The 12,591-nt window shown below is 71.0% G+C and carries 15 protein-coding genes; 11 read left to right on the top strand and 4 right to left on the bottom strand.

Going from position 1 to position 12,591, the window contains the following annotated elements; translation table 11 throughout:
* The first annotated feature begins 287 nt into the window (after window positions 1-287).
* The 8 genes from J2X36_RS23410 (at window position 288) to J2X36_RS23375 (ending at window position 5,932) form a co-directional block, all read left to right on the top strand.
* Window positions 288-791, top strand: a complete 504-nt coding sequence (locus tag J2X36_RS23410) for an META domain-containing protein (protein ID WP_132255894.1) — start codon at window positions 288-290, stop codon at window positions 789-791.
* Between the two features lie 124 nt (window positions 792-915).
* The gene (locus tag J2X36_RS23405; RefSeq protein ID WP_165937943.1) at window positions 916-1,092 is read left to right on the top strand and encodes a hypothetical protein; all 177 of its coding nucleotides are present in this window, start codon (window positions 916-918) and stop codon (window positions 1,090-1,092) included.
* A gap of 196 nt (window positions 1,093-1,288) precedes the next feature.
* Window positions 1,289-2,266 carry a cysteine synthase A gene (gene cysK, locus J2X36_RS23400; protein ID WP_132255895.1) on the top strand — a complete coding sequence of 326 codons (978 nt, stop codon included), beginning with the start codon at window positions 1,289-1,291 and terminating at the stop codon, window positions 2,264-2,266.
* A gap of 172 nt (window positions 2,267-2,438) precedes the next feature.
* Window positions 2,439-3,230 (top strand): ion transporter, encoded by a 792-nt coding sequence (locus J2X36_RS23395; RefSeq protein ID WP_310354262.1) that lies wholly within the window; start codon window positions 2,439-2,441, stop codon window positions 3,228-3,230.
* Window positions 3,231-3,311: 81 nt separating this feature from the next.
* Window positions 3,312-3,635 carry a hypothetical protein gene (locus J2X36_RS23390; protein WP_132255897.1) on the top strand — a complete coding sequence of 108 codons (324 nt, stop codon included), beginning with the start codon at window positions 3,312-3,314 and terminating at the stop codon, window positions 3,633-3,635.
* Window positions 3,635-3,949 carry a hypothetical protein gene (locus tag J2X36_RS23385; RefSeq protein ID WP_132255898.1) on the top strand — a complete coding sequence of 105 codons (315 nt, stop codon included), beginning with the start codon at window positions 3,635-3,637 and terminating at the stop codon, window positions 3,947-3,949. The genes J2X36_RS23390 and J2X36_RS23385 overlap by 1 nt, the downstream gene beginning before the upstream one ends.
* 27 nt (window positions 3,950-3,976) lie before the next feature.
* Window positions 3,977-4,150: a hypothetical protein gene (locus tag J2X36_RS23380; RefSeq protein WP_310354259.1), complete on the top strand. Its 174-nt coding sequence runs from the start codon at window positions 3,977-3,979 to the stop codon at window positions 4,148-4,150.
* Between the two features lie 321 nt (window positions 4,151-4,471).
* Window positions 4,472-5,932 (top strand): PAS domain-containing methyl-accepting chemotaxis protein, encoded by a 1,461-nt coding sequence (locus J2X36_RS23375; RefSeq protein ID WP_310354257.1) that lies wholly within the window; start codon window positions 4,472-4,474, stop codon window positions 5,930-5,932.
* Window positions 5,933-6,014: 82 nt separating this feature from the next.
* On the opposite strand, the gene typA is transcribed toward J2X36_RS23375, so the two are convergent.
* The 4 genes from typA to J2X36_RS23355 form a co-directional block, all read right to left on the bottom strand.
* Complete coding sequence (typA, locus tag J2X36_RS23370; RefSeq protein WP_310354255.1) at window positions 6,015-7,841, bottom strand: translational GTPase TypA; 1,827 nt, start codon at window positions 7,839-7,841, stop codon at window positions 6,015-6,017.
* 158 nt (window positions 7,842-7,999) lie between these two features.
* Window positions 8,000-8,347, bottom strand: coding sequence for a DUF3325 domain-containing protein (locus tag J2X36_RS23365; protein WP_132255901.1), 348 nt, complete (start codon window positions 8,345-8,347; stop codon window positions 8,000-8,002).
* Window positions 8,344-9,948 carry a PepSY-associated TM helix domain-containing protein gene (locus tag J2X36_RS23360; RefSeq protein WP_310354253.1) on the bottom strand — a complete coding sequence of 535 codons (1,605 nt, stop codon included), beginning with the start codon at window positions 9,946-9,948 and terminating at the stop codon, window positions 8,344-8,346. The genes J2X36_RS23365 and J2X36_RS23360 overlap by 4 nt, the downstream gene beginning before the upstream one ends.
* A 33-nt stretch (window positions 9,949-9,981) precedes the next feature.
* Window positions 9,982-10,281, bottom strand: a complete 300-nt coding sequence (locus J2X36_RS23355) for an iron transporter (RefSeq protein WP_132255902.1) — start codon at window positions 10,279-10,281, stop codon at window positions 9,982-9,984.
* A 388-nt stretch (window positions 10,282-10,669) separates the two neighbouring features.
* Between J2X36_RS23355 and minC (J2X36_RS23350) the strand changes: the two genes are divergently transcribed.
* The 3 genes from minC (J2X36_RS23350) to J2X36_RS23340 all read left to right on the top strand — a co-directional run.
* The gene (gene minC, locus J2X36_RS23350) at window positions 10,670-11,326 is read left to right on the top strand and encodes a septum site-determining protein MinC (RefSeq protein WP_245516697.1); all 657 of its coding nucleotides are present in this window, start codon (window positions 10,670-10,672) and stop codon (window positions 11,324-11,326) included.
* Window positions 11,327-11,791: 465 nt separating this feature from the next.
* Window positions 11,792-12,484, top strand: coding sequence for a septum site-determining protein MinC (gene minC / locus J2X36_RS23345; protein WP_132255904.1), 693 nt, complete (start codon window positions 11,792-11,794; stop codon window positions 12,482-12,484).
* A 12-nt stretch (window positions 12,485-12,496) separates the two neighbouring features.
* On the top strand, window positions 12,497-12,591 hold a 95-nt coding region (locus J2X36_RS23340), incomplete at its 3' end, for a P-loop NTPase (RefSeq protein ID WP_310354346.1).

Below are 12,591 nucleotides of genomic sequence, written 5' to 3'. Positions count from 1 at the left end.
CCTCGACAACGGCCGAGGCGGCCAACGTTTCCGATCCCGCGGGCACCGGCCCGGCAGGGGTCGTCACCGGCCGGACGAAGCTTTGCCGGGGACGGCGCAAAATCCGGTGCCGCGCTCTGTTGACCATATTTGTGCTGAAATCTTATCGGATGGGGCCTCCAGCACGTCTCGGGAATCGGGCTTCCGCCCGGCGCGATGAGCGATCCATCGGCGTGCGGCGGGGCCGGCATCAGGCCGGCCCGAGGACGAGAAACCACGCGATGCACGCGAGAGATGGGGGCCAGACGATGAGAGCGATTTGGATCGCCGCGCTGGCCTGCGCCGTCGCGGCCGGGGCGACGACCACGGCGACGGATGCGCAGGCCCAAGGGGTGACGGGCTTCGGCAAGCAGAACCGCCGGCCGGGCGGGGAGGAGAAGCAGCCCCAGTACATTCCCTCCGCGAAGCCGACCGAGAAGATCTTCCCCCTCGACTCGACTTGGACGGCGGTCAGCCTGAACGGGAAGTCCTTCGGCGGCAACGACCGGCCGAGCTTCATCGTCGACAAGCAGTACCGCGCCCGCGGCTACGGCGGCTGCAACACCTTCGCGGCGACGGCCTTCCCCCTGCGCGAGCAGCATATCGCGGTGGGCCCGCTCGCCATCACCAAGAAGCCCTGCGACAAGGGCCTCGCGGCCTCCGAGCAGAGCTTCTTCATGGCGCTGCGCACAGCAGGCGCCTGGGACATGGTCGGCTCCCAGCTCGTCATCAAGACGCAGAGCGGCGAGCTGCGCCTGGAGCGCTCCCTCTGAGCGCACGCGGGCGCCGTGGCCGTTAAGCCCCCGTTGACCACGCCGAACGGTCCCGCGCCCGGATTCACGGGGGCTTGAGAGCCCCCGGTGCTTCCTTCGTCCCGGTCGAGGGACAGGGCGGCGCATGCGTCAGATCATCGGGTTTCGAGCCGGCGGAGCCGCTCTTCGGTCGGGCGCGCGCATCGAGCCGCGCTACGGCACGCCGGCGGGCTACCATCCCGGGGCCGCCTGGATCGCGGCCGGCACGACGCTGCTCGGCACCCTCGCCCTGCTCTCCCTGCGCCTCGGCCTGCTCTCCTGAGTAGGCAGCCCGTTTCGGGGCCGCGCCGACGCGCCGATTCTCTCCGGCGAGGACCCGGCGGCGCGCAAACAACAGGGAGATACTGTAAATTACAATATACCTCGACGCGTTCCGGGAATTCGGTTACGCGTCGGGCCTGACGGCAGCAGCCGCCCGCGCGGCGCCGAACGCGAACACTGCCGCTCAGGAGAAGTCCATGGCCGATTCCGCAGTATCGTCCCCCTCCGGCAAGCCCGGTCACGGCCGCGTCTTCGGCTCCATCACGGAGACCATCGGCAACACCCCGCTGGTGCGCCTGAACCGCCTCCCGCAGGAGCGCGGCATCGACGCCGAGATCCTGCTGAAGCTCGAGTTCTTCAACCCGATCGCGAGCGTCAAGGACCGCATCGGCGTGAACATGATCGACGCGCTCGAGGCCTCCGGCCGCCTCAAGCCCGGCGGCACCCTCGTCGAGCCGACCTCCGGCAACACCGGCATCGCGCTGGCCTTCGTGGCCGCCGCCCGCGGCTACCGGCTGATCCTCGTGATGCCCGAGACGATGTCGCTCGAGCGGCGCAAGATGCTCGCCTTCCTCGGCGCCGAACTCGCGCTCACCCCCGGGCCGCAGGGCATGAAGGGCGCCATCGCCAAGGCCGAGGAGCTCCTCGCGGAGATCCCGGGCGCGGTGATGCCCCAGCAATTCGAGAACCCGGCGAACCCCGAGATCCACCGCAAGACCACCGCCGAGGAGATCTGGAACGACACGCAGGGCCAGATCGACGCCTTCGTGGCGGGCGTCGGCACGGGCGGCACCGTCACCGGCGTCGGCCAGGTCCTCAAGCCGCGCCTGCCGAACCTGCGCGTCGTCGCCGTCGAGCCGGAGGATTCCCCGGTCCTGTCCGGCGGCCAGCCCGGCCCGCACAAGATCCAGGGCATCGGCGCCGGCTTCGTGCCCGGCATCCTCGACCGCTCGGTGATCGACGAGGTGCTCACGGTCTCGAACCAGACGGCCTTCGAGACGGCGCGCCTGCTCGGGCGCCTGGAGGGCATCCCGGGCGGCATCTCGACGGGCGGCAACGTCGCCGCGGCGCTGGAGCTCGCGAGCCGGCCCGAGTTCAAGGGCAAGCGCATCGTCACCGTCGCCTGCTCGTTCGCCGAGCGCTACATCTCCTCGGCGCTGTTCGAGGGCATCTGAGTACGGGGCGGACCCGGCGCCGAGCGCGCCGGGTCCGCCCTGCCCTCCCCGGGGGCCCGCGCGTCTCGTGACGCGCCTGCCTCGTCCGCCGACCGGACCCGACGGCTCGCGCACGCCTCGCGACCGCGCTCCGAGCGGGATCCCTCCGCCGGCCCCGGGGGTTGAGGGCACCATGTCCACCGCCGCATCGTCGTTCGGGCGCCTGCGCTCGGCCCTGCGCTCCCTGTACGAGGGGACGAGCAGTCGCGCGCACCGGTTCCGCTACGGGCTCCTCGCCTTCGACATCGTCACCGTGGCCTTCATCGTGGTGACGTCGTTCCTGCCGCGGATGCCGGTCCTCGAAGGGATCGACCTCCTGTTCGGCCTCGGCGTCGCGGCGGACCTCGCCGCCCGCATCCTGATCGCGCCGCGCCCCTGGCGGGAATTCGGCCGCCTCTCGACCTGGACCGACCTGATCGCCATCCTCTCCTTCCTCGCGCCCGTCGTCGGCGAGGGGGCGGGCTTCCTGCGCATCCTGCGCACGCTCCGCCTGTTCCAGAACTACCACCTGCAGGAGCGACTTCGGCGCGACAGCTCGTTCTTTCGCGCGAACGAGGAGGTGATCGAGGCCGGCATCAACCTCGGCGTGTTCATCTTCGTGATGACGAGCCTCGTCTACGCGACGCAGCACTGGTCGAACCCATCGATCGCCAACTACGTCGACGCGCTCTACTTCACGGTGACCTCCCTGACGACGACGGGCTACGGCGATGTCACCCTCCCCGGCACGGTCGGGCGCCTCCTCTCGGTCGTCATCATGCTCTGCGGCGTGACGCTGTTCCTCCGCCTCGCACAGGTCCTGTTCCGGCCCCACCGGGTGCGCTTCCCCTGCCCGGCCTGCGGCCTGCAGCGGCACGAGGCCGACGCCGTGCATTGCAAGGCCTGCGGGCACATCCTCAACATCCCCGACGAGGGCGGCGACTGAGCCCTTCGCGGGAGGGCTCGGCTCGGGCGACGCAACCTCGCGCGGCGGGCAGGGTTGTCCCGCCACATCAGGAGGACCGCCATGACGGACCAGAAGCGCGACTCGCTCAAGGATTTCGACGCCTACGCCGACCGCAACGGCCAGGACCTCGGCGGCGAGTCGCCGCTCGATGTCGGGGTGCCGGCCCGCACGCAGCACGACCTGCGCAGCGACCCGTCCGGCCAGGCCGAGAGCGCCCGGCTCGCGAGCGGCTTCCCGCGCCAGGACGCCACCGAGGCGACGGAGGCCGAGACCCCGCCCGAGAACCTGCGCCGCCTCGGCGATGCCGGTCAGACGGAATCCGGGACGAAGGAGGCGATCGACCGCGCCACGGCCGCTGTCGGCCAGGACGACGGGAAGCGCTGATGAGCGGCGACAGCATCCCGACCGAGACCGTCACCCGCAAGCCCGACGCCGATGTCGGCAGCCCCGGCGGCCCGCCCGCCGGCGGCGGCCGCCAGACGGACGAGCAGGCCGCGATCACCCGGACGGAAGGCGGCGGCCGATCGGACGCCGAGCGCAACGCGGGATGGCAGGCGGCCCGGGGCGAGCCGGGCCGCGCCCCGCCGACGCCCGGGGGCTCCTCGGCCGGGCATTCCGACCAACAGGCTTCCCGCGGACCGGACGCGGACCGGAAGGTCGCGGGCGGCGGCTCGATCTACGAGCGCGAGGCCGACTGAGCCGGCGCGACCAGGCAGGGGACGAGGATGGGCGACGAGAAGCAGAGCGGCGATCGCGAGGCGGCCGACCCGCCGAAGGGCAAGCCCGCCAACATCGCGCCGGACGCGGTGAAGGACCCGAACGAGAAGACCGAGGGCAAGCCCGGCCTCGGCGGAGGAGGCGCGTCGCGCGAGGACGAGGCGGATCCGGGCAGCGGCTGACGCCGCCCGGCCCGGCGCGGCCTGTTCGCGCGATCTCCGCAACCGCGATCCGGCCCAGTGGAACCGAAACGGTTCACGACCCGATCAGCAGAGGCGAGATCCGACGCTCATCGCGGCGGAAACGATCCGTATCTGCTCTTGATCGTCGCGCTCCGATACAAAGTGTCGACGCCGCTTTTACCCTGATTCCCCAGTATAGACCTCGCCCGGCGCCGCTGGCCGGCCCGTTCGGCCCACCCGATCCCGAACGGGCGAGCGGCGCCGGCCCCGCTTCCGCCGCCCGTCCGGAGGCGGCATCCGCCCGGCCCGAGGTCTCGCCCCATGTTTCGCAAGCCCCTCCACGACGACGTCCAGGCCCGGATGGAGGCCCTGGACCGCTCCCTCGCCATCATCGAATTCGCGCCGGACGGGACCATCCTCTCGGCCAATGCCAATTTCCTCAGCGTCGTCGGCTACGCGCTCGACGAGATCCGGGGCAAGCACCACCGGATCTTCATGGCGCCCGCCGAGGCGGCGCAGGCAGAGTACGCCGCCTTCTGGGAGAGGCTGAAGAACGGGCAGTTCGCGCAAGGCGAGTTCGAGCGGCAGAACAAGGAGGGGCGCACGGTCTGGCTCAGCGCCACCTACAACCCCGTCCTCGCGGCGGACGGGCGGACCCTCTCGATCCTCAAGATCGCCAGCGACATCACGGCCAAGAAGACCGAGACCGGGCGCCTCCTCAAGATGATCGAGGAGATGCCCGTCGCCGTGATGACGGCGGACCCGAAGGACGATTTCCGGATCAACTATCTCAACGCGACCTCGCAGCGGACGCTCGGCTCGATCGAGCAGCACCTGCCGATCCGCGTCTCCGAGATGCTCGGCTCGTCGATCGACGTGTTCCACAAGAACCCGAAGCACCAGCGCCAGATGCTCGCCGATTCGAGCCGGCTGCCCTGGAAGACCAAGATCAAGGTCGGGCCGGAGGTGCTGCACTTGCAGGTCTCGGCCATCAACGGGGCGGACGGGGCCTATCTCGCGCCGATGCTGACGTGGTCGATCGTCACCGCGCAGGTGAACATGGCGCGGGAGGTCTCCGAGGTGGTGGAGGCGGTGACCTCCGCCGCGCAGGAGATGCAGGGCTCCGCCGAGGGCCTGACCCGCTCGGCCGAGGATGCGCGCACGCGCGCCACCTCCGTGGCGGCCGGCTCCGAGCAGATGAGCGGCGCGATCCAGGAGATCTCGACGCGGGTCGGCCGGGTCTCGGAGCGGGCGCAGCAGATCGCGCAGCAGGCCGGGACGACCGACACCACCGTGCGGCTCCTCGCCGAGAACGCCCGCAAGGTCGACGACGTCGTCGGCATGATCAAGTCGATCGCCGATCAGACGAACCTGCTGGCGCTCAACGCGACGATCGAGGCGGCCCGCGCCGGGGCGGCGGGGCGCGGCTTCGCGGTCGTGGCGAGCGAGGTGAAGGTCCTCGCCGCCCAGACGGCCAAGGCCACCGACGAGATCACGCAGCAGGTCTCGGCGATCCAGGGCGCGACCCGGGAGGCGGTCGCGGCGATCGAGACCATCACGAACGCCGTCGAGGAATTGTCGAACCTGACCCGCTCCATCGCCACCGCGGTGGAGGAGCAGGCCGTCTCGACGCATCAGATGTCGGCCAATATCGGCGGCGTGTCGGCGGCGGCGAACGCCACCGGTCAGCTCTCCGAGGCCGTGCGCACGGTGTCGGGCGACCTCGCGGCCCACTCCGCCCGCCTGCGCAACAGCATCGACTCGTTCCTCAAGGCGAGCTGAGGCGCGAGGCCGCCGCCCCAGCATCCGACGCTGCCCCAGCATCCGGCGCCGCCCCGGCATCCGGGACGGCGGGTCTCCGGGCTCAGGCGCTCACCGTCTCCTTGGCGCGCTCGGCCCGCTTGCGGTCGTTCGGGTCGAGGACGGTCTTGCGCAGGCGGATCGACTTCGGCGTGACTTCCATCAGCTCGTCGTCCTGGATCCAGGCGAGCGACTTCTCGAGCGTCATCTTGATCGGCGGCGTCAGGCGCACGGCCTCGTCCTTCGAGGTGGTGCGGATGTTGGTCAGCTTCTTGCCCTTGAGCACGTTCACCTCGAGATCGTTCTCGCGGTTGTGCTCGCCCACGATCATGCCCTGGTAGACCTTGGCACCGGGCTCGATCATCATCGGGCCGCGATCCTCGAGGTTCCACATGGCGTAGGCCACGGCCTCGCCCTTGTCGTTCGAGATCAGCACGCCGTTGCGGCGGCCGGCGATCTCGCCCTTGTAGGGCTCGTAGGCCTTGAACAGGCGGTTCATGATCGCGGTGCCGCGGGTGTCCGTCATCAGCTCGCCCTGGTAGCCGATCAGGCCCCGGGTCGGCGCGTGGAAGACGAGGCGCAGGCGGTCGCCGCCGGAGGGCCGCATCTCCAGCATCTCGGCCTTCCGCTCGGACATCTTCTGGACGACGACGCCGGAATGCTCCTCGTCCACGTCGATCACGACCTCCTCGACGGGCTCCAGGAGCTCGCCGTCCTCGCCCTTCTCGAAGACGACGCGGGGGCGCGAGACCGCGATCTCGAAGCCCTCGCGGCGCATGGTCTCGATCAGGATCGAGAGCTGCAACTCGCCGCGGCCCGAGACGTAGAAGGAATCCTTGTCGGCCGCCTCCTCGATCTTGAGCGTGACATTGCCCTCGGCCTCCTTGAACAGGCGGTCGCGGATCATGCGGCTCGTGACCTTGTCGCCCTCGGTGCCCGCGAGCGGGCTGTCGTTGACGATGAAGGACATCGTCACGGTCGGCGGGTCGATCGGCTGGGCCTGGATCGGGGTGTCGACCTGCGGGTCGCAGAACGTGTCGGCCACCGTGCCCTTCACGAGGCCCGCGATCGAGACGATGTCGCCCGCCTCGCCTACCTCGATCGGCTGGCGCTCCAGGCCGCGGAAGGCGAGGATCTTCGAGATGCGTCCGGTCTCGACCACCTTGCCCGAGCGGTCGAGCACCTTGATCGACTGGTTCGGCTTCACCGTACCCGACGCGATGCGCCCGGTGATGATGCGGCCGAGGAAGGGGTTGGCCTCCAGCAGCGTGCCGAGCATGCGGAACGGGCCGTCCTCGGTCTTGGCCGGGGGCACGTGCTGCAGCACGAGGTCGAACATCGGCGCGAGGCCGTCCTCCTGCGAGCCGTCCGGCGCGTTCGCCATCCAGCCGTTGCGGCCGGAGCCGTAGAGGATCGGGAAGTCGAGCTGCTCGTCGGTGGCGTCCAGCGCCGCGAAGAGGTCGAACACCTCGTTGACGACCTCGTTGATGCGCGCGTCGGGCCGGTCGACCTTGTTGACGGCCACGATCGGGCGCAGGCCGATCTTGAGCGCCTTCGAGACCACGAACTTGGTCTGCGGCATCGGGCCCTCGGCGGCGTCGACCAGCACGACCACGCCGTCCACCATCGAGAGGATGCGCTCGACCTCGCCGCCGAAATCGGCGTGGCCGGGGGTGTCGACGATGTTGATGCGCGTGTCCTTCCAGACCACCGAGGTGGCCTTGGCGAGGATCGTGATGCCGCGCTCCTTCTCGAGGTCGTTCGAATCCATCGCCCGCTCCTCGACCCGCTGGTTCTCGCGGAAGGAGCCGGATTGCTGGAGCAGCTTGTCGACGAGCGTCGTCTTGCCGTGGTCGACGTGGGCGATGATGGCGATGTTGCGCAGCTTCATGGGGTATCCGAAGCGGGTAGAACCCGTCACGGGGCGGGCCGCAGGGCGCGGCCGGCCACGCCGGGTACGGGTTCGAGCTGTTGCGTTGCAATAGAAGGTGCGGGCTCATCCGGCAAGGGCCGTCCTCGCGGATGGGCCATGCCGGAGGAGCGGGGCGCCTAGCCCTTCAGCGCGAACGGCAGGGCCGCGAGCGCCAGCGGCAGGGCCGCGAGCGCCGCCGGGCGCAGCCAGCCGGGGCGGTAGGCGAGGAGCGCGACCACGAGGAGCGCGGCGCCGGTGAGCGCGCCGATCCACTGCACGGGCCCGAAATTCCAGCCCTCGAAGGACACGGCGGCGGCGAAGGAGGCGGTGATGCCCGCCCAGCCGGCGAGCCGGAGGGTGCGGGCGCGGCCCTTCGGCACGCGGACCAGGAAGGCGTCGCGGTGGTGCCGGTCGAGGCTCAGCGCCAGCGCCGCGAGGGCGGCGAAGCTCAAGGCGAGGTTGAGGGCCAGGACGAGGGGGGTCATGCGCGTCGCCTGATCTCGGCACCCTCCGCGCTCCGCGCCTGCGGGACGGCCGCTTGGGCACGGTGCGCGGCCGGGCGGGGGGCGGGGCGCGGCTCGGCCGCTCCGGCCCGGCGCCGGCGGGGGGCGCCGGCGCGGTAGGATGCGGCGGCGAGGAGCAGGCCGATGGCCAGCATCGCCGCGTCGAAGCCGAGGAAGCGGGCCGCGCCGTCGAACGGGTGCTGCCCGGTCGTCGCCGCGCTGACGAGGGGCACGGCGAGGAACAGGAGGCTCGCCAGCCCGAACGCCTCGCGCCAGGCGGCGCGGTGGGGCCGCAGCAGCCCCGCCAGCGCGACGCAGGCCCAGGCCCCGAAGAAGAGGCGGATCTCGGTCTCCGCCCGGCCCTCGAGGCCGACCGGCAGCAGGCGGTTCGCGAGGAAGTAGACGGCGAGCCCCACCGGCAGGCCCGCCACCGTGCCGAGGTTGAGGGCGCGCACGAGGCGGTAGCCGAAGCCCGGCCGCTCGGCCGGCTTCGGCAGCCGGGCGACCGTCCAGAGGACGAGGCCCGTGCCGATCGTCGCGGCGCCCATCAGGCCGCACAGGAAGAACAGGGCCTTGAGCCAGGGTCCCGCGAAATGCGCCTCGTGCAGGCCGACGAAGGAGGCCGAGATGTGGGTCGCGGCCTTCGCGATCCCGGTCGCGCCGAGCTCCGCGCCGCTGGCACCGTCGAAGGCGATCTGCGGGTGGAGATGCGCGAGGCCGTGGGGCTCCTCGAAGATCGTCACGATCGTCGCGGCCGCGTCGCCCGGGTTGTAGACGGCGACGTGCTCCAGGGTCTCGGAGACGCGCCCCTGCGCCTGCGCCACCAGGGGCGAGAGCGAGACGAGGCCGCCCGGCTTGCCCGCGGGCGCGCGGACCTCCGGCATCAGCTGGGCCTCGACGAAGAAGCGGATCTCGTCGCCCTTGTAGGCCGCCGTCACGCCCCAGGGCACGTACATCAGCGCGAAGGTGACGAGGCCCGTATAGGCGATCATCAGGTGGAAGGGCAGCGCGAGCACCCCGGTGACGTTGTGTGCGTCGAGCCAGCCGCGCTGGGCGGATTTCGTCCTGCGGAAGGTGAAGACATCCGCGAAGATGCGCCGGTGCGTGATGATGCCGGAGACGAGGGAGACGAGCAGGATCAGGGCGCAGATCCCGACGATCCAGCGCCCCCAGAGCGGGGGCATGTTGAGCTCGAAATGGAACCGGTAGAGGAAGTCGCCCCCTTCTGTCGCCCGGGCCGCCGTCGGCGCGCCCGTCGCGGGGTCGAGGAGCGCGTGGTGGAAGGGGCCGGCGAGGTCCTTCCACCAATGCACCTCGATGAGGGGCTTGTCGGGCTGGGGCAGGCCGATGAACCACCCGACCGCGTCCGGCGCCCTGGCCTTCAGGAAATCCGCGCCGAGATCGGCCGCGCGGCCCGCATCGAAGGTCGCCCCGGCCTGCAGCTCGGGCCGCATCCACTGCGTGATCTCGGTTCGGTAGTAGGTCGCCGTTCCCGTGACGAAGACCGCGAACAGCACCCAGCCGACCACGAGGCCCGACCACGTGTGCAGCCACGCCATCGACTGGCGGAATCCCTGTCTCATCCTGCCTGCCTCATGCCCGGCCCCCGCCCGCCCTCACGCCTGCCCCTGGACGAGCCAGAGCCCGCCGCCGAGGAGGAGGCACAGCGCCCCGAGGCCGAGGGCGGCGCGAGCGAGGGAGCGGGACGCGAACACGAAGATGGCCGCCGCGACCATGACGGCGAAGCTCGGCAGGGTCGCGGCGGCGACCGCCTCCGACCGGGGGAGCGGCAGGGTCACCGAGAGGAGCGCCGTGAGCAGCGCGGCGAGCCCGTAGCCGCCGAGCGCCGCGAGCAGGACGCGGCCGGCGACGCCCATCCGGTACGCGATGCCCCGTCCCTGTTGAGGTTGGCCCATGGCAGCCCCGTGCTCCGCGCCGGCTCCGTGCCCGTCGGCGAGCGTTGATCGACATGCGAGACAGGGCAGTAGCAAGACGACGCGCAGCGCCGCAACGTCTATGTTTCGGAATCATTCCAATATGAAAGTCGGGATTAAAGCCGGATCTTTACTTGAACAGAGCCTCGATTGCTCGCGGGACGGCTGCGGGCGCGCACCGCGTCCGGTGTGCAATCCTCGTTTGCGTGCGCTGCCGCGGCTTGAGCCCGGCCGGAACGAAGCCTAATCCTGGCTCGCGCCATCGCTTCGCCCGACCGGGCCCTCGGCGCCCGCAGCACTCCCGCTTCCTGGCATTCCCGTGACCGAGACCGCGCCTCGCCCTCCGATCCGCTTCCGTGGCCGCTCCTTCATGGCCATGGTCCTCGCCCCGTCGCAGCCCGTCGCCGACTGGCTCACCGACCTCGACGCCCTGGCAAGGCGCTCGCCCGCCTTCTTCGCGGGGCGGCCCGTGATCCTCGACGTTTCGGGCCTCGGGCTCGATCGGTCGGCGCTCTCCGGCCTCGTGGCGGATCTCGCCACCCGCGACATCGCGATCCTCGGCATCGAGGGTGCGGGCGCGGGCATCCTCGGGGCGGGCCTGCCGCCGCCGCTCTCGGGCGGGCGCCCGGCGGCCGACATCGAGCCGCCCGACCCGGCTGCGCCGGCTCCGCCCCCCGCCGAGCCGCCGGCCGCGCCGAGCCGGTCCCTGATCCTCGACACGCCGGTCCGCTCGGGCCAGGCGATCCTGCATCTCGAGGGCGACATCACGGTGATGGGCTCGGTGGCCTCCGGCGCCGAGGTGATCGCGGGCGGCTCGATCCACGTCTACGGCACGCTGCGCGGTCGGGCGATCGCGGGGGCCGCGGGCAACCCGCAGGCGCGCATCTATTGCCGCCGCTTCGAGCCCGAGCTCATCGCCATCGACGGCCTCTACCGCACCGCGGACGACCTCGGCCCGAGCCTGCGCGGCCAGGCGATCGAGGCCCGGCTCGTGGAGGACGCGATCAAGGTGACGAAGCTCGACTGAGGCCGCGCGTCGGGTCGGCCAGCGTCCCGGAATGGCACGCCGGGGCTCCCATCGGCCGCACGAAGGATTCATTCTTGCGGCGCCGCCGGGGCGGCCGAGGGTCCTTCGCGCAAGCTTCGTCCAAGGATCCGCGGATCACCATCCCGACCTTCGACAATGGAGCGGCGGCCGCTGCCGGATGTCGGGTCGAGATTCGCGGCGCACCACGATGCGAAACGGCTCGCCGTATCGAAGTGTACCGTGCCTCTGCATCGCCGCGCCGAAGGCATTACTCGCCCGGCCCGAAGAACAACGAACGTTCGGATCCTGCCTTCTGCCCGTTATCAACCGCCTGCCCGCGATCCGAAACAGGGCGGCGCGCGGTTTTTGAGCGTTTTCTGCGCTCCTTTAACGGACGAGCGAAAATCTTAACCGTTCGGTAACCATATCGACCGTCAATGGTCCGGTAAGGAATCGTTCACCGCCGTGACCAGCCAGACTCCTCCCCGCCGAACTCTTCCGCTGCGTGGCCGAGCCTTCAAGGCCCTGGCCCTGGCACCCGAGACCCCGCTGGCCGAATGGCTCGCCGATCTCGATGCCGCGCTGAAGCGCTCCCCGACGCTCTTCGATGGCCGCGCGGTCATCCTCGACGTCGCGGCGCTCAAGCCCGGCAAGGACGACCTGCAGGCGCTGCTCACCGATCTCGGGCTGCGCCGCATCAAGATCCTCGGCGTCGAGGGGGCTGAGGCCGCCGCGATGCCGGGCGACCGGCCACCGCTTCTCGTCGGCGGCCGCCCCGTCGACACCGTCGAGATCCCGGAGGTGCCGGGCGAGCCCGAGGCCCCGCCCTCGACCTCGCTGATGATCGAGGGCTCGGTCCGCTCGGGCCAGTCCATCGTGCACCCGACCGGGGACGTCACCGTGATGGGCTCGGTCTCCTCAGGAGCCGAGATCCTCGCGGGCGGCTCCATCCACGTCTACGGCGCGCTGCGCGGACGGGCCATCGCCGGCGCCGCCCGCAACCCGCGCGCCCGAATTCTCTGCCGCAAGTTCGAGCCCGAACTCCTCGGCATCGATCGCTTCGTCCGCACGGCCGAAGAGATCGGCACCAGCCTGCGCGGGCGCCCCGCGCAGATCTGGCTCGACGGCGGCGCAATCAAAATGGCCAGCTTGGATTAAGGAGTCACGAGAATGTCTAAGGTTCTCGTCGTCACATCGGGCAAGGGCGGCGTCGGTAAGACGACCACCACGGCGGCCCTCGGGGCCGCCATCGCGCAGAGCGGAAA

The sequence above is a fragment of the Methylobacterium sp. BE186 genome, from assembly GCF_031457035.1.
Lineage (GTDB): Bacteria > Pseudomonadota > Alphaproteobacteria > Rhizobiales > Beijerinckiaceae > Methylobacterium > Methylobacterium segetis.
This window is presented reverse-complemented; position numbering and strand designations above follow the sequence as displayed.

Bases quoted from the DNA above. Each gene is read 5' to 3' on its own strand.
- J2X36_RS23375 (WP_310354257.1), top strand. From the start codon at position 4,472: ATGTTTCGCAAGCCCCTCCACGACGACGTCCAGGCCCGGATGGAGGCC.
- minC (WP_245516697.1), top strand. From the start codon at position 10,670: ATGGCCATGGTCCTCGCCCCGTCGCAGCCCGTCGCCGACTGGCTCACC.
- J2X36_RS23410 (WP_132255894.1), top strand. From the start codon at position 288: ATGAGAGCGATTTGGATCGCCGCGCTGGCCTGCGCCGTCGCGGCCGGG.
- J2X36_RS23390 (WP_132255897.1), top strand. From the start codon at position 3,312: ATGACGGACCAGAAGCGCGACTCGCTCAAGGATTTCGACGCCTACGCC.
- J2X36_RS23395 (WP_310354262.1), top strand. From the start codon at position 2,439: ATGTCCACCGCCGCATCGTCGTTCGGGCGCCTGCGCTCGGCCCTGCGC.
- cysK (WP_132255895.1), top strand. From the start codon at position 1,289: ATGGCCGATTCCGCAGTATCGTCCCCCTCCGGCAAGCCCGGTCACGGC.
- J2X36_RS23405 (WP_165937943.1), top strand. From the start codon at position 916: ATGCGTCAGATCATCGGGTTTCGAGCCGGCGGAGCCGCTCTTCGGTCG.
- J2X36_RS23365 (WP_132255901.1), bottom strand. From the start codon at position 8,347: ATGACCCCCCTCGTCCTGGCCCTCAACCTCGCCTTGAGCTTCGCCGCC.
- J2X36_RS23385 (WP_132255898.1), top strand. From the start codon at position 3,635: ATGAGCGGCGACAGCATCCCGACCGAGACCGTCACCCGCAAGCCCGAC.
- J2X36_RS23355 (WP_132255902.1), bottom strand. From the start codon at position 10,281: ATGGGCCAACCTCAACAGGGACGGGGCATCGCGTACCGGATGGGCGTC.
- J2X36_RS23380 (WP_310354259.1), top strand. From the start codon at position 3,977: ATGGGCGACGAGAAGCAGAGCGGCGATCGCGAGGCGGCCGACCCGCCG.
- J2X36_RS23360 (WP_310354253.1), bottom strand. From the start codon at position 9,948: ATGAGACAGGGATTCCGCCAGTCGATGGCGTGGCTGCACACGTGGTCG.
- typA (WP_310354255.1), bottom strand. From the start codon at position 7,841: ATGAAGCTGCGCAACATCGCCATCATCGCCCACGTCGACCACGGCAAG.